The following is a 26796-nucleotide window of genomic DNA, read 5'->3' as shown; positions in this document are numbered from 1 at the left end:
TCACGCGATGACCGCCTTCTACCCGGCTACGACACGCTGGCCGAAGCCCCCCGTACACCACTTCCCTGGACGCAACATTGCCGCGCTGATCAGCGAACTGGAACAAGCGAGTCGCACCGCCGCCAAAACCCAACGCCCCGAAATACTTCCGCTGCTCGCTCAGACCTATCAAGCCGCCGCAGCAATGCTGGTCAAAGTCGGCGACCGTGGCGCTGGATGGGTCGCCGCCGACCGCGCCATCGCCGCTGCCGAACGAAGCCAAGACCCCGCCCTGATCTTGGCCGGTCAACTGCGGATGGCCCGTACCCTGCTCGACTCCAGCGAGCAAGCACTTGCCCGCCACGTTTTGACCCAAGCAACCCGACGCCACGAGGCCATCATCACCGGCGGCGACCTCGGCATGATCTCGCTCATTGGCTCCAGCGCGCTGCTGCTGGCGATCCTGCACGCGCGTGACGCCAACACCGAAGCCGCCGAACAGTCCCTCGCCGTGGCACGCCGGCTCGCGGCCGTCCTGGGCGCCGACCGCAACTATCACGACACCGAATTCGGCCCGACCAACGTGGCCATGCACGCCGTAGGTGTCGCGGTCGAACTGGGCAACGGACAACAAGCCGTCGACCGCGCCGCCTATGTCCGCCACCCCGAACAACTATCAGCCGAACGGCAAGCCCGCTACCTCATCGACGTTGCCCGCGCTCATCTGCTGACCCGCTCCGGCCGCCACGCCCTGCTAGCCCTGGTCAAAGCCGAACAAATCGCCCCTGAGGAACTCGCCGAATCACCCCGCGTCGCCGAACTCATCGACGACATCGAAGCGCTGAACAGGCGCCCTCGCCTGCCAGGCCTGCGCGAACTCCGCCAACGCCTCTACGGATAAGTGCCAAACGCCGCGATACTCCGACCTGCCGCGCATGTGCACACCATCAACGCCACCAATCAGCAGCGCCGTGGCGGCTCCCGTCCGCTCAGCGCTCCCGTCCGCCGCCACGGACCTACCTGGTATCCCTGTTGACCAGCGCAAACAGGGTCAAGACATCGCCGGGTGAGAACTTTCCTTACTGGGATCGAGATCGCCGAGATCCTCGGCGCCGGCCGCTCCAAGGTCTATCGCTACCTATGGCACCACCCGAAAACCCGACCTGTCTGAGTAGCCACGGCGAGGAAAAGCCGGCTCTCGCCCGACGTCGACTATCCATCAGGCTCACATAAACCCCAGCTCGACCGCACCCGGTTGCGAACCTGTGTGGGCTGAATCCCTGCGCCCGCAAGAGCTTTGGCGGCTGAAGATTGCGTATCGAAGCAAGCACACGTCGCGGTGTAAACGGTATGTGCCCGTTGGGCATCTACTGGGCCGGGCCCGGTTCCCGAAACGAAAGCTACTACTAGTAGCGAACCGCTACTAGTAGTACCGTCGATGACGGAGGACGCTCACGCGTTAAAGGGGGCACAAATACCTGCAGGAGATCCGGGGGCCCTTGACACCGTTGTTAGGACGTCGAGCAAGTGCGAGAGGTGCTTGGTGTTTCCCGGATCACCAGACGGTGGGCCGGAAGCTCAACCCTTACGCGGGGCGTCATGAACGCGACGGCGCTCGCTGACGTGCAGCCCGCTGCCCCGCAGAAGCGGCAGCGTCGCGCGATGATCCTCGATGCCGCTCTGGTGATCGGGTCGGAGGGCGGCTACGACGCGGTCCAGATGAGGAAGGTCGCCGAGCGAGCCAACATCGCCGTCGGAACGCTCTACCGCTACTTCCCATCCAAGGTGCATCTGTTGGTGTCGGTGCTCGGCCGCCAGTTCGAACGCTTCGACGCCAGCCACAACTGGGCGGTGACCGGCGCCACGCCTCACCAGCGGCTCCGTCGGGTGGTTGACCGCATCAACGACGAATGGCAACGCAACCTCGCGTTGACCGAAGCGATGACGCGAGCGTTCGTGTTCGCTGATACCAGTGCGGCGGAGGAAGTTGCTCACGCCGCCAACGTCTTCGAGGGCATGCTGGCGCGCGCCCTTAGCGGCGGCGAACCTCGCGAGGAACAGCACGACATTGCGCGAGTGATCTGCGATGTCTGGCTTGCAAACCTCACGGTTTGGCTCACCCGACGGGTGCCGGCGGCCGAGGTCTGCCAGCGACTCGACCACGCGATGCGCCTGCTGGTCGGCGACGACGAGCACTCGAAAATCTAGATCGTCCAGCCCGTGCTTTTCCCGGTCCATTCAGAGTCCGGCACAATCAGTCGACAACCGCGAGCACAGCGAAACTACTAGTAGCGTAGCGCTACCGATGGTATCCTCTTTCTTGGGCTCGCCGTTGAGTGAAGGGAAACCCATGTTCAGCCAGTGGATCGAGGGGTGCGTTGTGCAGCGTGTTGCGCTGACGGGTGGCCTCGTGCTTGACCTCGACGAGTACAACGAGCTGGTCATTTGGGGAGTGATGCGCTTGACCTTGCCTGCGGCCGGTGCATACACGGCCGAGCAGGTGGTCATCGATCCGAACAATGTGCCCGTTTTGCAGCGTCCCTTGCTGGATTTTTCGGGATCGACGTGCACGCGGGCGTGCTACGACGAAGATGGCCACCTGCATCTTGAGTTTTCCAGTGGTCACCGGATCGAGGTTGCGAGCGGCGAGCATTTGACCGCATGGGAGTTGTACGGCAAATACCACGGTTATATGGCCTGCCTGCCCCGGGGTAGGGTGCGCGTGGTGCGCCACGATGTACTCGATGAGTACGAAAGCACCGCGGCGGTGGCGAGATAGCGCCACGCTGCGGCGGAGGACCGTTAGCTAGCTAGGAGCCAGTCCGCCGATGACCGCAGTTGATCCGGCTGAACCGCCGGTACGCGGGTCAGATGACGCGGTCGACGATGACGAGGTCGACCCGCGCCGGCTTCGTTCACGCGCCAGGCTGCTGGATGCCGCCACATCGCTCTTGAGCAGCGGCGGGGTGGAGGCGGTCACCGTAGACGCGGTAACGCGGGTGTCTAAGGTGGCGCGCACCACGCTGTATCGGCACTTCGGGAGCACTACCCATCTGCTGGCAGCGGCCTTTGAGCTGCTACTGCCCCAGGTGACCTCGCCGCCAGCATCGGGGGATCTTCGTGATCAACTGATCGAGCTGGTGCATCGGCAGGCCGCATTGATCGACGAGGCGCCGCTACATCTGACCGCGTTGGCCTGGCTGGCGCTCGGGCCTGATCCGAACAGCGATGCGCGCCAACCCCTGGCTGGTCTAAGTGCTCGCGTTATCGAGCAGTACCGGCGACCCTTCGACGAGCTGTTGGCCGGGCCGGCGGCTCGCGCCGAACTCGACGACTTCGACACCACGCTGGCCATCATCCAACTGGTAGCACCGATCGTGTTCGCCAAGCTGAGCGGGATGAAAACGCTGACGGCCCACGACCGTGTCCGCATCGTCGACGATTTCTTGTCGGCCCACCGGTCTGATTAAGCCCGGTAATGCCAACCGGCTCAGGTACATCGCGTCCGCGAACTGCCCACCTGATATTCCTACAAAAGGGAACTCCTAGTAGCGTAGCGATACCGATAGTTTTCTTTTAGTTTCCCTGGTGGGAGATGCGATGACAGACGGCCAGCCTGGATCGACGGCCACGGTGAACGGGCACTCAACGGTGCCCGCCCGCACGGCTAAGCCGGCGGCCCCCACAAGGGAGTACAGCGAGCGGCTGGCCGCGCTGGGCCGATTCACGGTCCGGCATAAGGTGCTGGTCATTGGGGGCTGGATCGGTGTCGCAGTGGTGCTAGCACTGCTGTTTCCGCAGCTGGAGGCGGTGGTCCGCCAGCAGTCGGTGCAGCTAATCCCCAGCAATGTGGCCGCGTTTCAGACGCTGGATCGCATGAGCGCGGCATTCGGCGAACAGGGAGCCAAAACGTCGGTGTTCGTCGCGATGGAAGACCCCGCCGGGCTCACCCCGCAGACACGGCGGCGTTACGACACGATGGTGTCACGGCTGCGCGCCGACACCACGCACGTGTTGCTGGTGCGCGACCTGCTCGCCGATCCGGTCACCGCAGCCCAAGCGCTAAGCAAAGACGGCAAGGCCTGGTATCTGCCGGTCGGGGTGGCCGGGACACTGGGCGATCCCACCGCCTCCGAATCGATACAAGCGGTCCGCGATATCGCAACGACAACCTTCGGTGGCTCGTCGACCACCGTGTATGTGACCGGCCCGCCGGCCACGTTCCAGGATCAGATCAACACGGCTGAACACGATCTGGTGTTTATCTCGATTGCCACCGCGGCGTTAATCGCGGTTATTCTGCTGGTTGTCTATCGGGCGGTGTTCACCGCGTTGCTGCCGCTGCTGGTGATCGGGTTGAGCCTGGCGGTTGCTCGCGGGGTACTTTCCGCGCTGGGGCTGGTGGGCTTGCCGGTATCGCAGTTCACCGTCGCGTTCATGACCGTGATCCTGCTCGGCGCCGGCACCGACTACACCGTGTTTCTGATCAGCCGCTACCACGAACAGCGCCGCCAACACGTGCCGGCCGACACCGCCGTGGCGCACGCCACCGGCAGCATCGGGCGGGTCATTATGGCCTCGGCCGGCACCGTCGCGCTGGCCTTCGCGGCCATGGTGTTCGCGCGGCTCAGCGCGTTTGCCGGGCTGGGACCGGCCTGCGCGGTGGGTGTGCTCATCGGATTCTTGGCGGCCGTCACCCTGCTGCCGCCGGTGCTGGCGCTGGCGGCCAAACGCGGCATCGGCGACCCCCGCCCAGACTTGACCCGCCGCTATTGGAACCGCGTCGCGGTGACCGTGGTGCGCCGTCCGGTGCGGCTGCTGGTAGCCAGCCTGATCATCTTGGTGGCGCTAGCAGCGGTCGGAGCGACGATGCGGATCAGCTACGACGACCGCAAAAACCAACCCACCACCACCCAAAGCAACCTCGGATATGCATTGCTGGACCGCCATTTCCGCAAAGACCTCGTCATCAGCGAGTTTCTCGTGGTGGAATCACCCACCGACATGCGCACCGGCAAAGGCCTTGCCGACCTGGATGAAATGGCCTTCCGGGTCTCCCAGATCCCCGGGGTCACCAAAGTCTCGGGCGTGACCCGGCCCACCGGGCAGCGCCTCGATCAAGCCACCTTGTCATGGCAGAACCGTCAAATGGGCGACAAGATGGCCGACGCGGTCGCTGAGGGGCAAGCCCACAAGGACGATCTGGCTAAACTCACCGACGGTGCTGACCAACTAGCAGGCGGGCTCGGACAGCTCAACACCATGCTGCGCACCGCACTAGCACCGTTGACGGGGCTGCTGAATCAAGCCCAAACCGCAGGCCAGCAACTCCAGCAGTATCGGCCGCTGCTGCAACAGCTCAACGCCGCCGCACCCGCCGTCGACCAGGCGCTGCGATCCGGGCCCGGCCTGCGCCCGCTGGCCGAACAAGCCTCCGCGGCGATCGCCATGATCGACCCCCTGGCCGCGGGCCTGGACAACTCGCCGTGGTGTGCGGCCACCCCTGAATGCGCGCAGATCCGCGATCAGGTCCGAGTCCTGGTCATCCTGCGCGACGGCGGCTTTTTCGACCAAGTCGCCGACCTCGGCGACCAATTCAGCCACAACACCCCCGTGGCAGCCACACTGACTAACCTGCAAAACGCCGTCGGCACCATGGACAAAGCGTTCGGCGCAATCGGCAGCCCCACCGATCTGACCGCAAAGATCCGGCTACTGCAAGACGGCGTCAGTCAGCTGGCCTCCGGCGCCCAAGCACTGGCCACCGGCGTTCACACCCTGGTCGACAACAACGTCCAACAGTTGACCGGAATGAGCCAAATTGCCACCCAACTACAAAACTCCGCGCGCGCCAGTTCAGGATCCGACGCCGCAAGCGGGTTCTACCTGCCGCCGAACACGTTCGAGAACCGCCAATTCAGTGATGTCGCACGCCAATTCCTTTCTCCCGACGGGAAAACCGCGCGCTTCGCCATCGAATCCAGCTACGACCCGTACACCGTCGATGCCATGACGTTGGCCCGCAAGATCACCGACGTCGCCGACGCCGCCCGCCCCAACACCTCACTGGCCCACACCCACATCTCCATCGCCGGATTCCCCGCCGTCAACTCCGACATCCAGCGACTGCTCTCCGCCGACTTCAAGCTACTGGCCATTGCCACCCTCATCATCGTCGGCATCATCCTGATCCTGCTGCTGCGCGCCGTCCTCGCCCCGCTTTACCTGCTTGGTACCGTCGTACTGAACTACTTCGCTGCCCTGGGAGTAGGAGTGTTGGTGTTCCAATACGGCCTCGGGCACGACATCGCCTGGCCCGTACCACTTCTGGCGTTCATCATCCTCGTCGCCGTCGGCGCCGACTACAACATGCTGCTCGTCTCACGCCTACGCGAAGAATCCGCCCACAACATCCGCGTCGGGGTCCTACGCACCGTCGCCAACACCGGCTCGGTCATCACCTCAGCCGGACTCATCTTCGCCGCCAGCATGTTCGGACTCCTCACCGGCTCAGTGGCCATCATGATCCAAGTCGGATTCATCGTCGGATGCGGACTACTGCTCGACACATTCCTCGTCCGCACCCTCACCGTCCCCACCATCGCCACAATGCTGCGCGAAGCCAGCTGGTGGCCCCAACCCAAGCGCCCCCTGGGCTCCCAAAGCCGCCGGGTCTAGCAAAGCGACTCATATCGACGAACCGCTAAAGCTACTGTGACAAAATGTGTTTCACGCGGAAACGTGCCAGCGTTGTCCGTTGCGCACCGGATCTGCTGCGGGTGTGTTGCTGTCGGCGGCGTCATACACCGCGATGTCCGCCTCGTTGCGCCGGCTGATGATCACATCGCCCTTGGCGATGCGGTGGCCGCGCCCGGCGGTCACCGTGGGCGCTCCGCTGCTGATGGTGTCATCGTGGATACGCCGGTTAAGCGCATCGGCCAGCTCTTTGGTGTCGCAGATCAGCAGGGCATCGTGGTATCAGCAACCGAACGAAAGTGATTGTTTTCGAAGGCCTGCAAGGGGATCCCCTTACGGGCGGCGCGGCGGAGCCCTTGCCGCGGACCGCTGACCGCGCCAGCGTCTCGACATGTCTACATGAAATCAACCAAAGCGTTGCCATCACGGACTACGCTCACGACCGGATCCCGAAACACACCGGTCACACGAAATGAGGTGTGCATCGAACCCGGGATGCTTCATTCTGGCCAAGAAGCCGCGAACTGCCGTACCGAAACCCGTCCATGGGCCTCTACTGCAGCGGTGTCTGCTGCAACTCTGCGTCGAGTAGTTGACGGGCCATCCAGCGGAGGCAGGGCAAAACCTGCTCGACCTTCTGGACATCCTCCCAGCGGTCTTGGATGAGGATGTCGCTGTCGATGTCGAGGTGGGCGATCGCATTCCGGAGCTTGCCACGGATTGTGTCGCGGACCTGCGTGAACTTTTGGCCGGCGTAAGGCTTTAACGAGTCACGCAACCCGAAGTCATTCTCTTGGCCGATCGTGGTTACATCGGCTGGGACGCACTCGACTTGCGGTTGTTGCCGACCAGCTGCGATTAGGGCAGCACGCCTCTCGCCTTGCATCTTGAATGCGCCTTCGATCACGCGGAATAGTGAAAGGGCTTGCCAGAGTGGTTCGGTCGAGCTGATGCCATCGCGGTATGCCGATAGCAGAATCCGGTGATCTTGATGGCTTGCGCCACCAGTGTCGGCGAATGCCTTTACGGCGCCCAGCATCCGATTAACCCAGAACAGTTGAGTTCCGGTGGCGAGCTCGATGATCTGGAACCCAGATGTCGTGATGGGTGCGTCGTGCAGATATGCCCAGCGGCTCAATGCCGGCGCAATGAGATCGTGGCCGCGGCTTGCCGCGTGCATGAAACTGTCGGCGTCGACCTCAAGCTCGATATCACGTAGCCGGTGCTGTCCGTTCACATTAACGGTCAGCGCGTGCTTATTACCGGCGTCATCATGGCCGTCCATTCGCAGCCTGTGAACATCCGACGCAACCTCTAGCAGACTGTCACCTGCCGCGATCAGCTTGGCGAAGTTAACCTCATCCAGAACGACTGCGCGGCCTGGTATCGCGAGCACGAACGTCAATCGGTATTTACCCGGTGATCCGGCCGGGTCAGGCTCACGACCTCCCGGCAGTATCGGAACGACCGTGTAGTAAACGCCCTGCGTGACATACGGCCGTCCGGCCTGGCCGGGCTGCCCTAGCGCATTTGCACTGGGGCCTGGGAATGCCGCGGGTCGGGAAGCCGGCGGTGTTCGGCGTGGTCTAGTGGGCTTGCGATTTCCTGCCACCGGATTTTCCTGGTTAGTAGTTGGTTACTGTCTGGTAACTCGCGGCAGCGACGCGGCGGCCACCACCGTGCCTAAGAATCTCTGGCGATCAGCCGCCTCGCTTCGGCATTGATACCGATGAAGACGGGATTAGCCGACGCGCTTCAGCGGCGAACTTCGGCACCTGGGTGCCCAGCGCATCGAGGACCTGGTTGGCCGTGAATGGCGGGTTCGTGTAGGCCGCCACGATCCCGAGAAGGGCCGAACGGGTGGCGTCCTCGTAGAGGTCAATCTGGTCGAGCAGGAAGTCGTCCGGGTGACGCACTTCGATGTTGTAGGGCTCGACGGCCTCGGCTGGGAAGTGTGGGACGTTGGCGGTGACGATTACCTCGGCGCGTTCTCTGACCGCTGCGGCCAACACGTGGCGGTCCTTTTCGTCGTTGCGCATCGCGCCGATGAGTTCCTGATAGCCCGTGACTTCAGCGTCAATGAAGTTGTCCCGCATGGCTTTTAGTCGCTTATCGGCCTCTTCGGGCGTCTTGTTGAGCTTGTGAATTAGGGTGCGCCGCGTCTCGGCTAGGATGTCCTGCGACCACAGCGGTCGGTAGATGCCTTCGTCGGCGAGCCGCAGCAGAAAATCAACAAGCGGCATGGGAACGAGCACGCAAGCATCCAACAACACCGGGAACGCCATGCTCGTTTAAACCCTCACCGCGCCTTGAGGATCTCCTTGATCTCGTTCGCCGAGTCTCGGGTTAGCTCGTCAAGCGCCGCGCGTCGGCGGGCCCGCGTCTCCCGCTGATACTGCAGCAGCGCGTCGAGGCTGACCTTGCGGTGCCGCCCTGGCTTCTCGAAAGGGATGCGGCCCTCTTCGAGAAGCTTCACCAGCGTCGGCCTGGAGATGTTCAGTAAGTCGGCTGCCTCCTGAGTGGTGAGCTTGCTCTGGCGCGGCACTAGCGTGATGCCCTTGCCCTGCGAGAGTGCCAGCACAACGTTGTACAGCGCCTCCCGGACAGGATCCGGGAGGGTGATCGGATGGCCCTCGCCGCCGCACACGGAAACCTGGTCCGAGCCCAGCGCCGCCAGCAGCGCCGAGAAGTCCTCGGGCTGTTGAGGTGGTAAAACGGTGCGTTCTTCAAGGATTAGCGTGGCTGCCATACACCAAGGCTAAAACGAAAGAAACGAAAAGTCGAGGAGGCGCGCATGGGTGTGAATCCGTGGCGATGGTGCCGCTGTTGCGTATGAGTGAGGCTGTCCAGCACGATACCGCAGTCGATACCGCAGCGCTCCCAGACCCGTCCAGCTCCAGCACAACGCCACAAGCCCTGTCGACGCAGCTAGACGCAGGTATACCTCGAACGCACCAACGCTAGCCGACGCAGCAAACGCCCAGGTACACCGATTATGAGTCCGCGGCTCTAACCAACTGATGTATCCGTTGACCTGACCGTCGGTCTTGATGCTGTACGTGCCCGCGGCCGGAACTTGAACCACCCATACCTGAACATGAGCATCGTTGTTGACTGTCCTTGTGTTGCCATAACTTTCGGCCACCGCCGGATCCGGAACACCATCGGGCGGGTCGATGCGCATCCCCAGCTGCGGCACCGGCAGCCCTCCGCCGGAGGGGCTGCTGATCACCTCGGTGTGGAAGCTGACCGTGACCTGACCGGCCGGCAGCTGCAAAGAGCCCGAGCCGGGGATCGGCACCTCGCCGTACGCGTTGTACTCGTCGAGCACGAATAGGTTGAGGATGAGCGTGATCGCGAAGCCGATGACCGCCACCACCAGCGTCAGAACCGACACGACCAGCGAGATCCGGACCGCGCCCCGTGTGGCACTCACCGGCGCAGTCTCCCACGATTGCGCCAATTAATGCGTCAATCCTCCAAATCCGTTGGCGCAGAGCTGGTTTAGCGATAACGCGTGGCAATCGCACCCGTGTTCTACTATGGTGCCCAGCCGATCAACGAGGAGTAGTGCTCATGGCCGCCGATCTCGTCGCAACCGTCCCGGACCTCTCCGGAAAGCTGGCCGTCGTCACCGGCTCTAACAGCGGCCTGGGCTTCGGCCTGGCCCGCCGGCTTTCGGCGGCCGGCGCTGACGTCGTCATGGCGATCCGCAACCGCGTCAAGGGCGAGGCCGCCGTCGACCAGATCCGCGCCACGGTGCCCGACGCGGGGCTGACCATCAAGTCGCTCGACCTGTCGTCGCTGGCCAGCGTCGCCGCCCTGGGTGAGCAGCTGAACTCCGAGGGCCGCCCGATCGACATCCTGGTCAACAACGCCGGCGTGATGACCCCGCCGCAACGCGACACCACCGGCGACGGATTCGAATTACAGTTCGGCAGCAACCATCTCGGGCACTTCGCGCTCACCGCGCACCTCCTCCCCTTGCTGCGCGCCGCCAGCGAGGCACGCGTCGTCTCGCTGAGCAGCATTGCCGCCCGCCAAGGCCGAATCCACTTCGACGACCTGCAATTCGAGAAGTCCTACTCCCCGATGCAGGCCTACGGACAATCGAAACTCGCGGTGCTGATGTTCGCCCTCGAGTTGGACCGCCGCAGCCGCAACGCCGGCTGGGGCATCATGTCCAACGCCGCACACCCCGGCCTCACCAAAACCAACCTTCAGATCAGCGGCCCGTCGCACGGCCGGGCGACACCGTCGATCATGGAACGGCTGTACAAGATCTCCTGGCGGCTGGCACCGTTTTTGTGGCAGGAGATCGACGAGGGCATACTGCCCGCGCTGTACGCGGCGACCAGTCCGCAAGCCGAGGGCGGGGCGTTCTACGGCCCGCGCGGGATCTACGAGGCCGCCGGCGGCGGCGTGACGACGGCAAAAGTGCCCGCCCGGGCCCGCAACGACGCCGATGCCCGGCGACTGTGGGAGATATCCGAGCAGCTCACCGGAGTCAGCTACCCCGATGCGTGAATCGAGCATCGTCGTCCGGCCCGAGCCGGTGCAAAGCGCGACGTATACCCCGTCGTCGCGGCTGCAGGCCGCCGGGCTGGCGCCGGCCGTCGCGCTGTTCGAGCAGGCCGCCGCGGAGGTACCGCTGCCCAAGCCGCCGCAACCCATCGTCATCGCCGACTACGGCGCGGCCACCGGCCACAATTCGCTGCTGCCGGTGTGCGCTGCGATCGCCGTGATCCGCCGTCGCACCCGCCCCGAGCACGCCATCCTGGTCACCCACACCGACCTACCCGGCAACGATTTCACCGCGCTGTTTCGCACCCTGTCCGAGGATCCGGATAGCTACCTGCACAAGGATCCGGCGAGCTTTTCCTCGGCGATCGGCCGGTCGTACTACGCACAGATCCTGCCGTCAAGCAGCGTCCGCTTGGGCTGGACGTCGTGGGCGACCATGTGGCTGAGCCGAACGCCGACCGACCTGCCGGATCACGTCCAGGTCGCCTACAGCAGCGACGACGCCGCCCGCGCGGCGTACGCCCACCAGGCCGCCCGGGACTGGCAGGCGTTCCTGGCGTTCCGCGGCCGCGAGCTCTGCCTCGGTGGGCGGCTTGTGGTGCTGACGATGGCCGTCGGCGACGACGGCGAATTCGGCTACCGGCCGTTGCTGGACGCGCTCGTGGCCGCACTGGAAGATCGGCACCGCAATGGGCTGCTGAGCGCTGATGAGTTGCGGCGCATGACGATTCCGACATTTGCCCGCGCCGAGAAGGACTTTCGCGCCCCTTTCGCGCCCAAGGGCCGCTTCGAGGGCCTCTCGATCGAGCACCTGCAGGTGTTCAACGCCGAGGACCGGTTCTGTGCCCGATACCTCGTCGACCATGACGCCACCGCGTTCGGCGCGCAGTGGGCGGCGTTTGCGCGGGCCGCGGTGTTCCCGGCGCTGGTCACCTCGCTCGACGGCGGCCCCACCGACCCGCGTGCCATTGGCTTGGTCGAGCACCTCGAGACCGCGGTCGCCGAGCGGCTGTCGAGCGCGCCGGCGCCGATGCAGATTCCGCTCGCCTCGGTGGTGCTGGTCAAACACGGACCGTCTCACTGACCTAAGCGGTTTCGGCGCGGCGGAGCGGCGGGTAATCGTCTGGGTATGAGCCCGCAGGACGAGGAACAACCTCAGCAGCAGCAGACCGAGGCGCCCGAGGTCACCGACGAACACAAGGAACAGGCCGCCGAGATGCGTAAGTCCTACGACGACCAGCGCCCGACGGCGGTGATGCCCGGCACCGACCGGACGATCACGGGGACCGCGGTCAACGAGTGGCTCGACGACGAGGGCAACCCGAAATTCGGCGACCCCGACGAGAAGCCACACGCCGACGACAACCCGCCGGAGACGCAGGAACCACCGGACTAGCCGCCCGGCGGCGCCGGCTGCGGCAAGAATTGCGGGATGCCCGGGATCCGCGGAATCGGCGGGATCGTCGGCACCACCGGGACCTGGCTGGTGGTAGGCGCCTGTGTGGTGGTGGGCGCCGTAGTGGTGGGCGCCTGAGAAGTTGTCGTTGTAGTCGTGGTCGTTGGCGCCTCCGTTGTGGTCGTCGACGACGGCGGTGTGGTCGCCGACTCGGTCGACGACGGGGCTTCGCTGCTTGGCGCCTGGGTGTCCGTCGCCGACGTCGGGGCCTGGCTTTCGCTGCCGGGCGCAAAGGTTCCCGGCACCGCTGTGGTGCTCACGCTCGGCGCGGGAGCGATTGGTCCACCGCCGGAGGTATGACGCATGCCGATCATCACCGCGGCGATGATCGCCAGCACTACCAGCGCGGTGCCCGTGACGACCACCGCAGGCCGGCGATACCACGGCTCCGCGGGGGTACGGGTGTCGACGGCCTGCTCGTCGTGGTCAAAGGTCAGCTGCGGGCGGGCGGACGTCGTTCCGGAAGTGGCCGCCGGGTATTCGCCGGTGCGCAGCGGCATGATGGCGGCGTCGTCGTCGGCCTCCGACCAGGCCAGCGCCGGTTCGGGGCTGGGCTCCGGCGCAATCTCGGCCATGGTGGTGGCTTCGACGAACGGTCCGGCCTGGGTGGCGGCCGGGGCCAGCGCCGTCGCGCTGTTGTCGGCCGGGCCGCGTGCGGCCTGCAGCGCCGCACCGATGGCCGCCGTCATGTGGGGCCGCGGTGTCGTGATGACCGGCACCCGCAGACGTTCGGACAGCGTCGTCGTGACCACCGGGATACCGGCCCCGCCGCCCATCGATGCGACCGCGGCCAGATCACGAACCCCGTTGCGCTGCAACGCTTCCTGAACAACAGCGATGAATCCTGCCAGCGGCTGACGGATTGCCTCGTCGAGTTCGGTTCGGGTGACGCGGACTTCGCCGCGATACCCGGGCAGCTCAGCGGTCAGCGTGGTCGCCGTCGTCGACGAGAGCTCCTCTTTGGCGCGCCGGCACGCGCCGCGCAACCGGGTGAGCGAGCCAATCGCTGAGGTGGCGGACGTGTCGACCGAACCGGCCGAGGACAGGTCCGCCATCACATGAGCCAGCAGCGCCTGGTCGATGAGGTCGCCGGAGAAGTCGGTGTGTCGCACCGTGGGTGCGACGGGGTGGTAGCCGGCGGCGTCGACCAGGGTGAGGCTGGTGCCGGTGCCTCCGAAATCGCACAGCGCGATGATTCCTCGGGTCGGCAGCCCTGGGTTGGACTGCAGGGCGGTCAACGCGGCCGTGGAATCCGGCAGCAGCGCCACCTTGTCCCCGGACCATTCGGGCACCCGGCTCAGCGCGGCATGCAGTGCGCCCACCGCCGCCTGTCCCCAGTGCGCCGGATGGGTGGCCGCGACCGCCTCCGGCAGCGCCCGCCCGTCGGTCGCGGCGTAGGCCAGCGCCCGCAACGCGTCGGCGAGCAGCGTCTCGCTGCGGTGCGTCGAGCCGTCGGACGCGACGATCCCGACCGGGTCTCCTACCCGGTCGACGAAGTCGGTGATCACCAGCCCGGGCTCGGTCAGCTTCGGGTTCTCCGACGGCACACCGACTTCAGGTGGCCGCTGCCGGTACAGGGTCAGCACCGGCTTGCGGGTCACCGCTCGGCTGGCGGTGACGGCAGCAAGATTGGTCGCCCCCACCGACAGCCCGACCGCCGGCCGTTCTGCGTCTGCCATGTTCGTCCCTCCCACGGCGTACGCCCCGCACGCCGGGCACTAATGTAACGGTCTTAGCGAATGGTGCCGACCCCGGCGATCAGCGGCAGGTCCAGCGCGGTCACCCAGCCCGGGGACAGCTCGTTGACGGCGGGCACCGCGTTGAGTGCCCGCATCCCAGTGGCCAGGCATCCGGCGGCGGCCGCGTCGCGCCCAGAACCGTCGGTGAACCGAAATGCCGTCTCCTGGAAGATACTTGGCGTTCCCTCGATGTCGACGCGGTAGACGTCGTCCTTGGTGCCCGACGGCCAGTCCGGCGCGGCGTCGTGGCCGATCCGGTTGACGTGTTCGAGTTGGATGCGCGTCTTGCCTTGGTAGATGCCGTTGATGGTGAAGCGCACCGCAGCAACCTGTCCGGGCTGGATGACGCCCTTGGCGGTCTTGCGTTCGGTGGGCGTCACCCATTTGTCCCAGGTGGTGGTGATCTCGTCCAGCATGATGCCGGCGGCGTGCGCGATCATCGGCACGGTGGCACCCCAGGCGAAGATCAGCACGTCGCGGTTTTCCAGCACGGGCCGGAACTCCGGCTCCCGGCCGATGCCCATTTCGTTTTCGTAGTCGCCGGTGTAGTTGGTGTAGTCCAGCAGCTCGGAGGCCCGCACCGTGCGCACTTCCGAGCAGACGCCCATCAGAGTCATCGGGAACAGGTCGTTGGCGAAGCCGGGGTCGATGCCGGTGGTGAAGCACGACGACTCCCCTAGCTCGCACGCCTCGGTGATCGGCTGGATCCAGTTGGGCGGGTTGAGGTGCATAGTCGGCCACACCCAGGGCGTCATCGCGGTGGAGCAGACGTCGATGCCGGCGCGCAGGAACCGCGTCATCAGCGCGATGTTGTCCTCGGCGTGCGCGGCGGTCGGGCCGTAGTGCACCAGCGCGTCGGGTTTGAGCGCGATCAGCGCGTCGACGTCGTCGGTGGCGATGATGCCGACCGGCTCGGCCAGCCCGCAGATGTCACTGACGTCGCGGCCCACCTTTGCGGGGTTGCTGACGCCGACACCGACCAACTCGAACAGCGGATGCTTGACGATCTCCGCGATCACCATCTTGCCGACGAAGCCGGTACCCCAGACCACGACGCGTTTGGACATCAGGCCACCCTATCGCTCGGGCGACCAGCCCACCCCAGACATGCTGCCAAAGACGCTCTGCTACAAGGTTTTTAGAGCCGATCTGCAAAATTTCACACGCGTCCAATAGCACATGTCGATCACGAGCTCATAACGAAAAGCTCGCGTTTCTATCACGATCGTGCGTTCCCCGCCCGCTGTCTTTCGCCGTCAATACGCTCCCGGTATCTGCGGTCTTTGCCGGTGTTTCGTCGCGAAAGGGGCCCTGAAGATGGTGAGCACACATTGCGTTCCCCAGCACCGCAGCCGGATCTTCGTGGCTGTCGTCATGGCATCGGCCGCCACCGCCGGAATCTGCGGCGTCGGCGCGGCCAAGGCAACCCCGCAGCTGCCCACCGTGCCCAAGGTCCGCTACCAGATCAGCGGTCCGCCTGTGGCCGAATACATCTCGTACCAGACCGACACCGGTCAGCACCAAGAGGCCAACGTGAAGTTGCCATGGTCCACGCAGTTCACCGCGTTCGGCACCGAAGTGTTCGTGATCAGCGCGCAAGGACCCGGCGCAATCACCTGCACGATTTCGCTCGACGGCAAGGTGGTCAGCAGCGCGACAGCGCACGGCCAGCCCGCGAGAACCGTCTGCTCGCAGTAGTAGGGCGATCGAGCGGGCAATACTCCAGATATGGCTTTCACAGTGTGGCTCGGTGGCGACCAGGGCGCTGCCGACTGCGGCGACAGCGACAGGTACGAGTTCCTGACCGGTGGGGTGCTCGGTGTGCACTACGCGGAGCCCGGCCAATGGTCGGACTACTACCCGCCCGGCACATGGACGCGTGTCGCGGCCAAGCCCAACCATCGCCCCGGGGAGCCGCAGAATCGGTCGATCGGGCCGGACTTCGAATAGGCGCCGTCGGCGCCCGAAGGCGGTTAATATCCTGCGGGTGAAGACATTGGCTCTCGGCGTGGCGCTCACCTCGATCGCGGTGGCCCTCGCGCCGGTCTCGCAGGCCGAGATGCAGATCGGAAACTACGCGGTGCAGACACCGCGCGATCCAGGCCACGCATGGATCTGGTCGATCCGGCCCTGTATGCAGCCGGGATGCGTGCACATCCAGGCGATACCGCAGCCGAATGGGCAGGCGGCTCCCTACGACGGGGACGCGCAGCTGGCCAACGGCCGGTACACGATGAGCGTCGACGTGCCCGACGGTGTGCGCTGCGTGGTGTACTTCCTTCCTTCACACGACACGTACTCATGGGATGCGGCGACGCTGACCGGCTCGGTGCAGTCCAGCTACGACTCGAGCTGCGGCGGCGGCCCCGGTGGGACGGACAGCTACCCGTTCAGCCTGGTTCGCTGGTAGGTGCGACGCGCCGACGGTTTAGTTCTCATTTTCGGGCGTCAAATCGCGATCCCTGACCACGGTCGGCGCACCTTGGTCACGCAATCATCCAATACGCCAGCGTGTTTCAGGCGCATGATAGGAGAAACGCTCGGTGCGAGTCATTACCGTCGAAGAACATTTCCATCATCCCCGGGCCGTCGCGCGCGTCCTGGAACTGGCGGGCCTGGGGCCCGTCGTTCCCGATGACGGTTTCGCCGACTTCCTTCGAAATTTCATGCCCGATCAGGACTCCGCGGAGCGGCTGGCCGGTAATCGCCTGGCGCATATGGACCGTGTCGGGATCGACCTTCAGGTTGTCTCGCATGGCGCCAATAGCCCAGGCAACCTCGCTCACCCCGAGGCCGTCGAGTTATGCAGACGAGTCAACAACGACCTAGCTCAACAGATTTCGGAGCATCCCACCCGGTTCCGTGGATTTGCGACCCTGCCGTTATACGATCCCACCGCCGCCGCGGACGAACTGAAGCGATGCGTCAACGAACTGGGCTTCGTGGGGACACTCATCGCCGGAAGCTGCGCCGGATTGTTCCTCGATGACGAACGGTTCGACCCGATCCTCACCGCGGCCGAAACGGTTGACCTGCCGATCTATGTCCACCCGGGTGTACCGGAGAATCCGGTGTCTAGTGCCTACTACGCCGGAAACTGGCCGGCCGCCCTGCATTTCATGTTTTCCGGCCCCGCATTTGGCTGGCACGCCGAAGCGGGTATTCACATCCTGCGGCTGATCTTTTCCGGGGCGCTCGATCGCCACCCCAATCTGAAGTTGCTCAGCGGCCATTGGGGCGAGTTCGTCGCCGGCTGGCTCGACCGCCTCGACGAGGCGGTCGGCTGGACGGGTCATCGCCTGGACCGCCCGGTGAGCGCGTATTACCGCGAGCAGGTCTGGGCGACGCCGTCGGGCATGTACAACCAGAACCAGCTGAACTTCATCGTCGCCGAGATCGGTGCCGAAAGGATCATCTACTCCGAAGACTTCCCCTACGTCATCCGCGACAACGTCTCGGAATTCGTGGAGCAGGCCAACCTTTCCGACGACCAGCGACACGCGATCGCTCACGGCAACGCAGAAGGCATCATGCCGCTCTGATCCGTGTAGGTCACGTCCAAACTTCAGCCCCCGGCTCCGGTGTCGCCGGCCGGCGATACCCACGATGTCAGCACGCTTTGAATCGCGGGCGCAACGAGCGCGACTAGCGTTTCCCGGTCGGCGTCGGCAAGTGTCGGGACACCGACGATTCGCCGTCCCACCACGATCCCGACGAGCATCGAAGACACAAGCCCCGCCCGGATCGCCGCGTCGTCGTCTGCACGCGAGCCCAGGCCCTCGAGCAGTCGCGCCTGGATGAACTCACGCAACTGCGCGCTTGCCTGCTCGTTGACGATGGCACCGCGCAGCATCGCCATAAGGGGCTCCGAATCCTCGGGAGCCCCCTCCCACACCTCGAGATAGGCCCGGACCACCCGTTCGCCGAGCTGCTCGTCGGGTCCTTCGAACACGGTGCCCAACCGCGCCAACGCATCCGGTGAGATCGACATCACCGCGGCGAACAGTTCATTTTTCGACCGGAAGAACTGCATCACCAGCGACGCGTCGACCCCGGCATCGGCCGCGACCCGCCGAATGGTCGTCGCGGCGAAACCGTCGCTGGCGAACCGGGCCCGTGCTGCGTCAAGGATGGCCTGCCGGGTCGTACTCGGACCGGGCCGGCGGCCGCGTCGCCCGACCGATGACTCCCTGCTGTTCACGGTCATGGCCAGAACCTATCGCTTTTACGAGGTAATCTCAACTGCTGTTGATTTTCGGCTTGGTCGTCCCTACGCTCGAGGAAAGCCGCAAGACGCATAGCTCTGAAAGGATGGATATGGCCGAAGTCGAGAAAATTTTCATACCGTCTCACCCTTTGGAACCGGGTGAAAGGTATGGAGTGCTGAGCGGGTTCGATCCCGGCACGCGTACCCTGCCCGCGGGCTTTCGACTCGCGCCTGCATTCAGGGCTTTGCCGGTCGACATCGTGCTCGAGAAGGACGTCGCCGTCACCATGCGCGACGGTGTGACGATGTATGTCGATGTCTTGCGGCCGGTGGGCGCCGAGAAGGTGCCGGTCATCGTGGCATTCAGCCCGTATGGCAAGGGTGAGGGAAGCGCCCCGGCGGCGATGGGCGTGTTCGGGCTGGTCGGACTGGACAACGGCATCGTGTCGGGTCTGCACAAGTTCGAGGGGCCCGACCCGGCGTATTGGTGCGCTCACGGTTACGCGATCTGTAACCCGGACCCGCGAGGCGTTGCCGACTCCGAGGGCGACAGCGTGCTATGGGATCGCCAAGAGGGCGAGGACTGCCACGATCTGATCGAGTGGCTGGCCGCCCAGGAATGGTGCAGCGGCAAGGTCGCAATGAGCGGCACCTCCTATCTCGCGGTCTCACAGTGGTTCGCTGCGGCCGAACAGCCGCCGCACCTGGCAGCGATCAACCCGTGGGAGGGCATCAGCGACGTCTACCGCGATCTCGTGATGCGCGGCGGCATGCCCGACACCGGGTTCGCCAGACAACTCCGCGACAACAGCTTTTGGGGCAAGAGCCGCAAGGAGGACATCCTCGCCGAGGCAGAGCGTTACCCGCTCATGAATGCTTTGTGGGAGAACAAGATTCCCGACTTCGACCGGATCACCGTGCCGGCGTATGTCGTGGCCAGCTACTCCAACACCCTGCACACCGCGGGAACATTCCGGGCCTGGCGACGGATGGGGTCGGATCAGAAGTGGCTGCGCATCCACAACAGCCAGGAGTGGCCCGACTACTACGACGAGGCGAACAGGGAAGATTTGCGCCGCTTCTTCGACCACTTCCTCAAGGGCGCGGACAACGGCTGGGAAAAGACCCCCCGCGTCCGCTACGCCCTTCTCGATCTTGAAGGCGGCGACCAAGTCAACCTGCCCGCAGGCCAGTTCCCCCCGCCGGGCGTCGTCTACACGAAGTACTACCTCGACGGCCACTCGCGCACGCTCCGCACGGAGGCGCCCGCGGACGAGGTGACGACGGCCTACGACGCCGAAACCAACCCCGGCCTGGTCTCTTTCATCGTGCGCTTCGACGAGCAGACCACGATGGTCGGCTACCCCAAGGCGCGGCTGTGGGTCGAAGCGAAGGATGCCGACGACATGGACCTGTTCGTGTTCGTCCAGAAGTTGAATGCGCAGGGAACGCCGCTACAGGAGTTCACCGTGCCCAACCACGGCGCGATGATCCACGACGTCACCGAGCGGGGCGCATCCATCCTGCGCTACAAGGGTTCCACCGGGCGCCTGCGCGTCTCGATGCGCCACCTGGACGAGACAATGTCGACCGACGAAGTCCCATTCCACAGCTTCGACCGGGTCGAGAAACTCAAACCCGGGGAAGTCGTCGACGTCGAAATCGACCTCTTGCCAATCGGTTTGACGTTATATCCCGGCGAACAACTTCGGCTGATCGTCAGCGCGAAAAACTTGTTTGGGCCATGGATGCCCGGCCTGCGCGAATACACCCCGCAAAACAGCGGAAAGCACATCATCCATACCGGGGGATCACACGCGTCCTACCTTCAGTTGCCCGTCAAGCCGGCGTGAGCCATCAAAATCCGCGCCGACGGCAGCATTACATGGCGTTATCCGCAGCGAGACGATCCTTATGGCGGTGCCTCACGTGAGCCCCGACGAACAACCACCCGATGAGTTGTGCAAAGACCGGTCCTCCTCTCGTCAACTGCGAGAGTAGGACTGGGGGACCGACAAGTCAGTCGGAGAAGATTTCCCGGTTGACCGTATGCAGGTAGGGGATGGCCAGGAACGGTGTGATGTAGAAGATGTCGTAGAGCCACCAGCCGACGACCGGCAACACCACTCCGGCGTAGCGCACGTCGGCGTACATGGTCATGTTGAACACGTAGCCGATCCAGATCACCGCACCCATCCAGCAGGTGATGATCATCCACTGGTGGCCCCACCGCTTCATCTGTAAGAATCCGATCGCGGCGGCGATGCGCATGGTGAACACGGTGAGGATCAACCCTACCTCCCAACCCTTCTCGCCGGGCCCCGCCGCGCCGCCGATCCACAATTCGTTGTAGTGCCAGAAGTACCCGGCGTCGAAGAAGTTGCCCCAGGCGGTCAAGATCACCCGGGTCAACAGGGCATGGTTGGCGATCAGGTCGATCGACCAGCCCAGCGTATTGAGTCCGGCATCGAGGATGATCAGGTAGCCGAGCACCGTCACCATCACCGGCCGGACGGACAGCCCGGATTGCTGAGCCCGACGCTGCAGCCACACCCCGCGCAGGAACAACGGTAATCCGACGAAGCCGATGATCATCGTGCCCATCAGCAGCGTGCCGGCAATCAGCCATCGGTCGGCCTGCCGCTGCGCCAGCCGGGACTCTTCCAACTGCTCGTCGTAGCCGAGTCCGTCGCGCGGCGCGTCAGCTCCGCCGCGATGGCGCAGGTTCAACGTAGGGAGATTCACGGTGTCTCCGATCGGCCGCAGATCACGTGTCTTTCTATCGCTCTCGCAACATCCGTGTCAATGACTTAAGTCAGTGACTGTGAGCGTCTGCAGCCCGGCGAGTCGCAGTTCCTTGGCGAACAATCTCGTTGCCTTATTGGCATATTGACCTCACGTGCAATATCAGACCCTGACGTCTTATGCATGATTCATTGACTTCAATCAGTCATTGGGTTAGAAAGATCGCACCATGACTCGAGTGCAGGACAAGCCGCCCGCCCGCGAAGCGCAGCGGCTGCAGACGCGACAGCGCATCCTCGGCGCGGCGGTTGCCGAGTTCAAGCGGTCCGGTCTCGCCGGCGCGGACGTGGGTGCAATCGTATCGGCGGCAGGCGTGGCGCACGGCACCTTCTTCTTCCACTTCCCCACCAAAGAGCACGTGCTGCTCGAGGTGGAGACCCGCGAAGAAGCCCGCATGGCAACCGAATTGGCCCGCTTCCTCGACAAGCCACACAACCTTGCCGCGACGCTGACCGAGGTGGTACGGCTGGTCGCGGGGCTGGAGAAGCGGCTCGGCGACCTGCTCTTCAAAGACTTTCTGGCGCTGCACTTCTCGTCGACGCGACCGCCCAACGAGGAGTGGAGCGACCACCCGCTGATCGTGCTGGTGGTTGGCGAGATCGAACATGCCCGTGACCGGGGCGAGACCTATCCCGAGGTGGATGCGTTCAGCAGCGCGGTGTTCTTCCTGCTGGGCCTCTACGCGGTGCTGACCACGACTCACCACATGACATCAATTCGCGACGACCTGCTCGAGAAGTTCGTCGCCACCACTCTTCGCGGGCTTGAGGCGCGTTAACCAAACAATGTAGGGAGGTCTGGTCGTGTGGCAAGACATCGTGCGCTACATCGCCGCCTGGGGCGGCACCGGCGCAGTGATCGCGTTCTGGTACTGGATGTTTGCCAACATCGGCACCTTCTGAGCCATGGCTGATACGGGGGCGTTGGCGCTGGAGCGTAGTTGCGCGCTGACGGCGGTCGTTCTCTCCGAGCGGCGTCGCGACGACGTCCGGCTGGTCACCGGTGAGCACCGCAGTTTCGGATTGAGCCCGAACCGACGCATTGTCCAGGTGCCGTACCCGGCGGTGCCCGGATGGACGCTGCGAACCGTGACATGCGGTGTGGCCCTGCAGTGTTCACCGTCGAAGGACCGGATCGCCACCTACCGGCTGGATCAGCTGTCGGCGCGCGAACGTGGCGCTTTGACGCTCGTCGAAGCCGGGGCGGCCCTGGGATGGATCGCCGGCAGGTGGCCCGGCCTGTTGCCCGACCTGCGGCGGACCCTGCCAGACCTCGAGATAGCGCCGGGTGACCTCGACGCACCGGCGATGCTCGAACGCGCCATTGCACTGGCCCGGTCACGACAACCGTTGGCCTGTCATCCGCTGCTGGGCGCGCTGCCCCTTGCCGCTCCCGTGCGCAACGGATTGATATCTGCCGCGCGACGCAGGTTCGGCCGGATGCCGTGGAGCAGCACGCGAAAGGACACCCCCCGTGCCTATTCGGTGCCGGTCGGCGGTGACGGCGGTGTGCGTAATCCCAACCTGCCGCCGCCAACCCGACCCGAGGACGACGACATCGAAATCCGCCCGGACCAACGGCTCGGTATCCCCTATCCGGAGTGGAACGCCTGGCGGAAAGGCTTTCTCGCCAACCACGTCGCGGTCCTCGAACGCAGATACACCGCACGCGGGCGCGACGCCGCACCGGTCGCCGGCAATCTGCGGCGATGGTTCGAGGAACACACCCATCGCGCGATGACCAATCGTCTGGAGGACGGCTGCGATCTGGACGTCGACTCCTACGTCGCCCACTACGTCGACACCATCACCGGGCAGGCATCGCAAGCCCGGGTGTTCCGCGACCTTTTGCCCGCCTGCCGCGACGTCACCACGGCGCTTCTGCTGGACGGCAGTTCGTCGCTGGGCGTGCACGGCGGGCGGCTCTTCCAATTGGAACTCGCGTGCGCCGACGCGCTGTCGCACGCGATGACACTGGCCCGCGAGCGGCACGGCATCTTCGTGTTCAGCGGGAACACCCGCCACCGTGTCGACGTGCGCTGCCTCAAGGATTTTGGCGACAGTCACTTCGTCGCACCGAGCGGCCTGGGCCTGGTAACCGGCGGCTATACCCGGCTCGGCGCCCCGCTTCGCCATCTGACCAGCCGGCTGCTGGCGCAGCCATCCGAACGGCGGCTGCTGATCGTCATCGGCGACGGGCTGATGTCCGACGAAGGCTACGAGGGCCGCTACGCCTGGGCCGACGTCGCCCACGCCGCCGAGGAAGCACGACAGGCCGCGGTCGCTGTGTACTACCTCGGCGTCGGCCCCGCCCGCGTCGATCCGTTGCCCGAGGTGTTCGGACCCCGTCGCTCCCAACGGATCCGGCGCGTCGAGGAACTGCCCCGCGTGTTGGCGCACGTGCACCGAGAGCTGGTGGCGGCATGAGCGATCGGTTCTATTACGCCAGCGGCAACGAAGTCGCGCTGTTCGAGCGGGCCTTCGAGCGAGGGCTGCCGGTAATGCTCACCGGGCCAACGGGTTGCGGCAAGACCCGACTGGTCGAGCACATGGGCCGGCTGCTGGAGCGGCCGGTGGTCACGATCAGCTGCCACGACGACCTGACCAGTTCCGATCTGGTGGGACGCTTCCTGGTCACCGGCGGCGACGTCGTCTGGACCGACGGGCCACTGACCCGGGCGGTCAGGGACGGCGCAATCTGCTACCTCGACGAGGTGGTCGAAGCGCGCCACGACTCGCTGGCCATTCTGCATTCGCTGACCGATCATCGCCGCTGCTTGTACCTGGACCGCGCTGGCAAGGTGGTCAACGCGCCCGACTCGTTCATGCTGGTCTGCTCCTACAACCCGGCCTACCGCAGCTCACTCAAGGAGCTCAAACCGTCGTTCAGGCAACGGTTTGTCACGATCGCGATGAACTATCTACCGCCCGAGCGGGAGGCCGAGGTGCTTGTCACCGAATCGGGCATCGACATGGCGGTCGCGCGGCGGCTGGTCGGCTGCGCAACCAGCATCCGCACCGCCGACGACGTCTTTCACTTCGAACCGCCGTCCACGAGGGTCCTGGTCACCGCGGCGCAACTCATCGCCGCCGGCGCAACCGAAATGGAGGCCGCCCAAGCGTGCATCCTTGCGCCGCTGAGCACCGATGGTGCGATCACCGACGGTCTGCGGGAGGTCGCGGCCGCCAGTTTGCTCGACGCGCAATCACTTTGAGGAAGGAGCGGCACAGATGAACGAACAAGACCAGCGACGCAAGCGGGCCATGATCGTCTTCCAACTCTTCATCTACGGCTATCTGCTGCTGATGTTCGCCATCCAGTTGTACATGTCCTTCGCACGCGGCTGGTGGCACCTGTGAAAGTGCCACTCGCGCAGCCTCGTTCCGAGACCAGCTACGACCAGCACCACGAGGAGAGCCGCGCGGCCCAGCGCCGGGCCGACAAGTGGCTGATCGCCGGGACCGTCCTGATGGGAACCTGGGCACTCGGCCTGATCGGCTTTCCGGTCTTTCTGCGCGGGGTATGGCTGCAGCGCCAGGCCCAACGCGCCGGGCTGTCGGTTCGGCCGATGATTGTGACCCTGATCGGCTATCTGGTCCTGATCGACAGCGCCCTCAACAGCCTGGGCTGGTCGCTGGACCTGGTCGCCAATCACACGCTGATCGACCGGGTGCTGATGACCGGGTGGGGCAACATGTTCGACGCGGGCTATTTCTGGCACTACAACGAGTTGTGGATCGGCGGCGCCGCCGGCCCGGGCGAAAAGGCGTGGGAGGTAGGGCTGATTCTCACCGTCTTCAGCATGCGGATGGCCGCCGCGATCGGCTTCCTGCAGATGAAACGATGGGGCCACCAGTGGCTGATCATCACCTGCTGGATGGGCGTGGTGATCTGGATCGGCTACGTGTTCAACATGACCATGTACGCCGACGTGCGCTACGCCGGCGTGGTGTTCCCGGTCGTCGGCTGGTGGCTCTACGACATCTTCTACATCACGCCGTTCCTGGCAATCCCCTACCTGCACACCGTCAACCGCGAAATCTTCTCCGACTAGAAGGAGCAATCCGATGTCTACCCCGTCAGCTGACGACCTTCCGCTGGGCACCACACCGGCATTCGCGCGCATGCACAAGTGGCTCAAACGCGGCGTGTTCGTGTGTCTGGTCGCTCTGGTCATCGAAGGCGCCTTCACCCTGCCGTTCATGGCGGTCTATTACGGCTGGCCGACGTTGCCGCTGCGTGACATCTGCAGCGAGCTGATGAAGGTCCGCTACTCCGACGATTCCCTGGAATGCAAGTACCCCTACCCGCTGTCCGGTTCGCCGTTCGGCAGGGCGCCCGAAGCAGCCGGCCAACACACCGCGAGGGACAAGTGGGGAGTCCAGCCGGTTCCGCAGTACCACCGGATCGGGTTCCGCGAACTGGTCAAGATCCACGACCAGCGACTGGCCCGCCAAGCCGGCCCTTAACGTGCCCGCTGCTGCAGCCACGCAACAAGCTGGAACGGAACGGCAACGAAGATAGTGCCGCCGACGAGGTTGCCGATGGTGGTGACGCATAAGTTCATCGCCACAGACCATGACCGCCGAAACCCCAGCTGATTGTACGCCAACAGCTGCTGCCCGCTCGGCGAAGCCGCCCAGGTAAGGCCCGCCAGCCGCCGCACAGATGGTCACGAACACAAGCGCGCCAATCGTGTTGCCCGCCAAGCCGATCAGGATGATCCGGCCGTAGGCTGCGACGTTCATGCGGCGCTGTGGGACGGCCAGTAGTCCGGCGAACATGTCGGCGGTGATCAGCGACATGCCGGACACCAGAATCAGCGCGAACGACATGCCGAATGCCAGACCCATCAGCAGGCTGGCCACTCCCGCGGTTGTGACTCCCGTGCTCACGACCAGCGACAGCAGCACCCCGAACGCAACCATCGCGCCGCCGACCAGAGAATGAATGAGAAACGCCCAGAGGTGGGATGCCTTGTCGACCGCCATGTCCGCGATTCGGCGCACCATCGCGCCGACACTCAATAGCTCGAACGGATCGCCGGCAATGTCGGCATCCGGACTGCGCGCCGCAGGCGGCAGGCGAAAGTCTTCTGGCAGCGAAACGATTTGAGACATCAGTGCACCTCTCGAAACCCGGTGAGCGCGTTGAGGACACCGCCGATGTGCACCTCGGTGAGCCTTTCGCCGTCGAAGACGTGGTTGAGCAGAATCCTGATATCGCGCATCTGCTGCAGATAAATCAGGCAGGGCGGGCAATCCCGAAGATGCTTGGTCACCACTGCTGCCCACTGACCGGGCTCCGAGTCGACGAGGTCCTCGACGAACAGGACGAAGTCGGTGCAGTCGATCGCCGGCACCAGGTGGTCTTGATCCATGGGCATTCCA

At 64.7% G+C, this 26796-nt stretch carries 29 protein-coding genes and 1 pseudogene; 19 read left to right on the top strand and 11 right to left on the bottom strand.

Annotation, left to right across the window (positions count from 1 at the left end):
- The 5 genes from AWB95_RS11025 to AWB95_RS11005 form a co-directional block, all read left to right on the top strand.
- Positions 1 to 880, top strand: an 880-nt coding sequence (locus AWB95_RS11025; protein WP_238600943.1) for an XRE family transcriptional regulator, incomplete at its 5' end; no start/stop codon positions are given.
- Positions 881 to 1578: 698 nt separating this feature from the next.
- Positions 1579 to 2187, top strand: coding sequence for a TetR family transcriptional regulator (locus AWB95_RS11020; protein ID WP_099539736.1), 609 nt, complete (start codon positions 1579 to 1581; stop codon positions 2185 to 2187).
- Between the two features lie 142 nt (positions 2188 to 2329).
- Positions 2330 to 2758 carry a DUF6188 family protein gene (locus AWB95_RS11015; RefSeq protein ID WP_062539620.1) on the top strand — a complete coding sequence of 143 codons (429 nt, stop codon included), beginning with the start codon at positions 2330 to 2332 and terminating at the stop codon, positions 2756 to 2758.
- Between the two features lie 49 nt (positions 2759 to 2807).
- The gene (locus AWB95_RS11010; protein ID WP_062539621.1) at positions 2808 to 3449 is read left to right on the top strand and encodes a TetR/AcrR family transcriptional regulator; all 642 of its coding nucleotides are present in this window, start codon (positions 2808 to 2810) and stop codon (positions 3447 to 3449) included.
- 130 nt (positions 3450 to 3579) lie between these two features.
- On the top strand, positions 3580 to 6657 hold the full coding sequence (locus AWB95_RS11005; protein WP_084707062.1) for an MMPL/RND family transporter: 3078 nt from the start codon (positions 3580 to 3582) through the stop codon (positions 6655 to 6657).
- A 51-nt stretch (positions 6658 to 6708) separates the two neighbouring features.
- Here the strand turns inward: AWB95_RS11005 and AWB95_RS23740 are convergent, their stop codons facing one another.
- The 5 genes from AWB95_RS23740 to AWB95_RS10980 all read right to left on the bottom strand — a co-directional run bounded on the left by AWB95_RS23740 (position 6709) and on the right by AWB95_RS10980 (position 10072).
- The gene (locus AWB95_RS23740; RefSeq protein WP_232315647.1) at positions 6709 to 6861 is read right to left on the bottom strand and encodes a hypothetical protein; all 153 of its coding nucleotides are present in this window, start codon (positions 6859 to 6861) and stop codon (positions 6709 to 6711) included.
- Between the two features lie 367 nt (positions 6862 to 7228).
- Positions 7229 to 8071 carry a methylamine utilization protein MauJ gene (gene mauJ, locus AWB95_RS10995; protein WP_062539622.1) on the bottom strand — a complete coding sequence of 281 codons (843 nt, stop codon included), beginning with the start codon at positions 8069 to 8071 and terminating at the stop codon, positions 7229 to 7231.
- A gap of 304 nt (positions 8072 to 8375) precedes the next feature.
- Complete coding sequence (locus tag AWB95_RS10990) at positions 8376 to 8960, bottom strand: PIN domain-containing protein (protein WP_062539623.1); 585 nt, start codon at positions 8958 to 8960, stop codon at positions 8376 to 8378.
- A gap of 14 nt (positions 8961 to 8974) precedes the next feature.
- A complete protein-coding gene (locus tag AWB95_RS10985) occupies positions 8975 to 9424 on the bottom strand; it encodes a helix-turn-helix domain-containing protein (protein ID WP_084707063.1) in 450 nt (149 codons plus the stop codon).
- A gap of 9 nt (positions 9425 to 9433) precedes the next feature.
- A complete protein-coding gene (locus AWB95_RS10980) occupies positions 9434 to 10072 on the bottom strand; it encodes an SHOCT domain-containing protein (RefSeq protein ID WP_139818481.1) in 639 nt (212 codons plus the stop codon).
- Positions 10073 to 10251: 179 nt separating this feature from the next.
- On the opposite strand from AWB95_RS10980, the gene AWB95_RS10975 reads away from it, so the two are divergent.
- The 3 genes from AWB95_RS10975 to AWB95_RS10965 are packed head-to-tail and all read left to right on the top strand — an operon-like array spanning position 10252 to position 12595.
- Positions 10252 to 11202 (top strand): SDR family oxidoreductase, encoded by a 951-nt coding sequence (locus AWB95_RS10975; protein ID WP_062539625.1) that lies wholly within the window; start codon positions 10252 to 10254, stop codon positions 11200 to 11202.
- Positions 11195 to 12283, top strand: a complete 1089-nt coding sequence (locus AWB95_RS10970; protein ID WP_062539626.1) for a class I SAM-dependent methyltransferase — start codon at positions 11195 to 11197, stop codon at positions 12281 to 12283. The genes AWB95_RS10975 and AWB95_RS10970 overlap by 8 nt, the downstream gene beginning before the upstream one ends.
- Positions 12284 to 12328: 45 nt before the next feature.
- The gene (locus AWB95_RS10965; protein WP_062539627.1) at positions 12329 to 12595 is read left to right on the top strand and encodes a hypothetical protein; all 267 of its coding nucleotides are present in this window, start codon (positions 12329 to 12331) and stop codon (positions 12593 to 12595) included.
- On the opposite strand, the gene AWB95_RS10960 is transcribed toward AWB95_RS10965, so the two are convergent.
- Both AWB95_RS10960 and AWB95_RS10955 read right to left on the bottom strand, forming a co-directional pair.
- Positions 12592 to 14334 (bottom strand): Hsp70 family protein, encoded by a 1743-nt coding sequence (locus tag AWB95_RS10960; protein WP_085168190.1) that lies wholly within the window; start codon positions 14332 to 14334, stop codon positions 12592 to 12594. The two genes, AWB95_RS10965 and AWB95_RS10960, sit on opposite strands and share 4 nt — an antisense overlap.
- A gap of 53 nt (positions 14335 to 14387) precedes the next feature.
- Positions 14388 to 15461 (bottom strand): NAD(P)H-dependent amine dehydrogenase family protein, encoded by a 1074-nt coding sequence (locus AWB95_RS10955; protein WP_062541353.1) that lies wholly within the window; start codon positions 15459 to 15461, stop codon positions 14388 to 14390.
- 307 nt (positions 15462 to 15768) lie between these two features.
- Between AWB95_RS10955 and AWB95_RS10950 the strand changes: the two genes are divergently transcribed.
- The 4 genes from AWB95_RS10950 to AWB95_RS10935 all read left to right on the top strand — a co-directional run bounded on the left by AWB95_RS10950 (position 15769) and on the right by AWB95_RS10935 (position 17936).
- Positions 15769 to 16092, top strand: coding sequence for an MmpS family transport accessory protein (locus AWB95_RS10950; protein WP_084707315.1), 324 nt, complete (start codon positions 15769 to 15771; stop codon positions 16090 to 16092).
- A 30-nt stretch (positions 16093 to 16122) separates the two neighbouring features.
- A complete protein-coding gene (locus AWB95_RS10945) occupies positions 16123 to 16344 on the top strand; it encodes a hypothetical protein (protein WP_062541351.1) in 222 nt (73 codons plus the stop codon).
- Between the two features lie 109 nt (positions 16345 to 16453).
- A complete protein-coding gene (locus AWB95_RS10940; protein ID WP_062541355.1) occupies positions 16454 to 16804 on the top strand; it encodes a hypothetical protein in 351 nt (116 codons plus the stop codon).
- A gap of 133 nt (positions 16805 to 16937) precedes the next feature.
- On the top strand, positions 16938 to 17936 hold the full coding sequence (locus AWB95_RS10935) for an amidohydrolase family protein (RefSeq protein WP_062541350.1): 999 nt from the start codon (positions 16938 to 16940) through the stop codon (positions 17934 to 17936).
- 23 nt (positions 17937 to 17959) lie between these two features.
- On the opposite strand, the gene AWB95_RS10930 is transcribed toward AWB95_RS10935, so the two are convergent.
- Entirely contained in the window at positions 17960 to 18601 is a 642-nt protein-coding gene (locus AWB95_RS10930) for a TetR/AcrR family transcriptional regulator (RefSeq protein WP_062541349.1), read from the bottom strand.
- Between the two features lie 245 nt (positions 18602 to 18846).
- Between AWB95_RS10930 and AWB95_RS10925 the strand changes: the two genes are divergently transcribed.
- Positions 18847 to 20454 (top strand): CocE/NonD family hydrolase, encoded by a 1608-nt coding sequence (locus AWB95_RS10925; RefSeq protein WP_198157834.1) that lies wholly within the window; start codon positions 18847 to 18849, stop codon positions 20452 to 20454.
- Positions 20455 to 20620: 166 nt separating this feature from the next.
- On the opposite strand, the gene AWB95_RS10920 is transcribed toward AWB95_RS10925, so the two are convergent.
- Positions 20621 to 21346, bottom strand: a complete 726-nt coding sequence (locus tag AWB95_RS10920) for a hypothetical protein (protein WP_085168188.1) — start codon at positions 21344 to 21346, stop codon at positions 20621 to 20623.
- 229 nt (positions 21347 to 21575) lie between these two features.
- Here AWB95_RS10920 and AWB95_RS10915 point away from each other — a divergent pair, with 229 nt between their 5' ends.
- The 6 genes from AWB95_RS10915 to AWB95_RS10895 all read left to right on the top strand — a co-directional run bounded on the left by AWB95_RS10915 (position 21576) and on the right by AWB95_RS10895 (position 25875).
- Positions 21576 to 22184 carry a TetR/AcrR family transcriptional regulator gene (locus AWB95_RS10915; protein ID WP_062541474.1) on the top strand — a complete coding sequence of 203 codons (609 nt, stop codon included), beginning with the start codon at positions 21576 to 21578 and terminating at the stop codon, positions 22182 to 22184.
- A 127-nt stretch (positions 22185 to 22311) separates the two neighbouring features.
- Positions 22312 to 23832 carry a nitric oxide reductase activation protein NorD gene (locus AWB95_RS10910; protein ID WP_062541473.1) on the top strand — a complete coding sequence of 507 codons (1521 nt, stop codon included), beginning with the start codon at positions 22312 to 22314 and terminating at the stop codon, positions 23830 to 23832.
- Positions 23829 to 24620 (top strand): CbbQ/NirQ/NorQ/GpvN family protein, encoded by a 792-nt coding sequence (locus tag AWB95_RS10905; protein ID WP_062541472.1) that lies wholly within the window; start codon positions 23829 to 23831, stop codon positions 24618 to 24620. Before AWB95_RS10910 ends, AWB95_RS10905 begins: the two co-directional genes overlap by 4 nt.
- A gap of 16 nt (positions 24621 to 24636) precedes the next feature.
- The gene (locus tag AWB95_RS23950; RefSeq protein WP_269745772.1) at positions 24637 to 24765 is read left to right on the top strand and encodes a hypothetical protein; all 129 of its coding nucleotides are present in this window, start codon (positions 24637 to 24639) and stop codon (positions 24763 to 24765) included.
- Positions 24762 to 25460, top strand: coding sequence for a hypothetical protein (locus tag AWB95_RS10900; protein ID WP_085168187.1), 699 nt, complete (start codon positions 24762 to 24764; stop codon positions 25458 to 25460). The genes AWB95_RS23950 and AWB95_RS10900 overlap by 4 nt, the downstream gene beginning before the upstream one ends.
- A gap of 13 nt (positions 25461 to 25473) precedes the next feature.
- On the top strand, positions 25474 to 25875 hold the full coding sequence (locus tag AWB95_RS10895) for a hypothetical protein (RefSeq protein WP_062541244.1): 402 nt from the start codon (positions 25474 to 25476) through the stop codon (positions 25873 to 25875).
- Positions 25876 to 25998: 123 nt separating this feature from the next.
- Here AWB95_RS10895 and AWB95_RS24120 read toward each other — a convergent pair.
- Together AWB95_RS24120 and AWB95_RS24025 are read right to left on the bottom strand one after the other, a co-directional pair.
- A pseudogene (locus tag AWB95_RS24120) lies at positions 25999 to 26526 on the bottom strand (formate/nitrite transporter family protein); the annotation flags it as partial.
- Entirely contained in the window at positions 26526 to 26786 is a 261-nt protein-coding gene (locus AWB95_RS24025) for a hypothetical protein (protein WP_062541242.1), read from the bottom strand. The pseudogene AWB95_RS24120 and the gene AWB95_RS24025, both read right to left, overlap by 1 nt.
- Positions 26787 to 26796: the final 10 nt, after the last annotated feature.

Source organism: Mycobacterium celatum (genome assembly GCF_002101595.1).
In the GTDB taxonomy this organism is placed as follows: Bacteria; Actinomycetota; Actinomycetes; order Mycobacteriales; family Mycobacteriaceae; genus Mycobacterium; species Mycobacterium celatum.
This window is presented reverse-complemented; position numbering and strand designations above follow the sequence as displayed.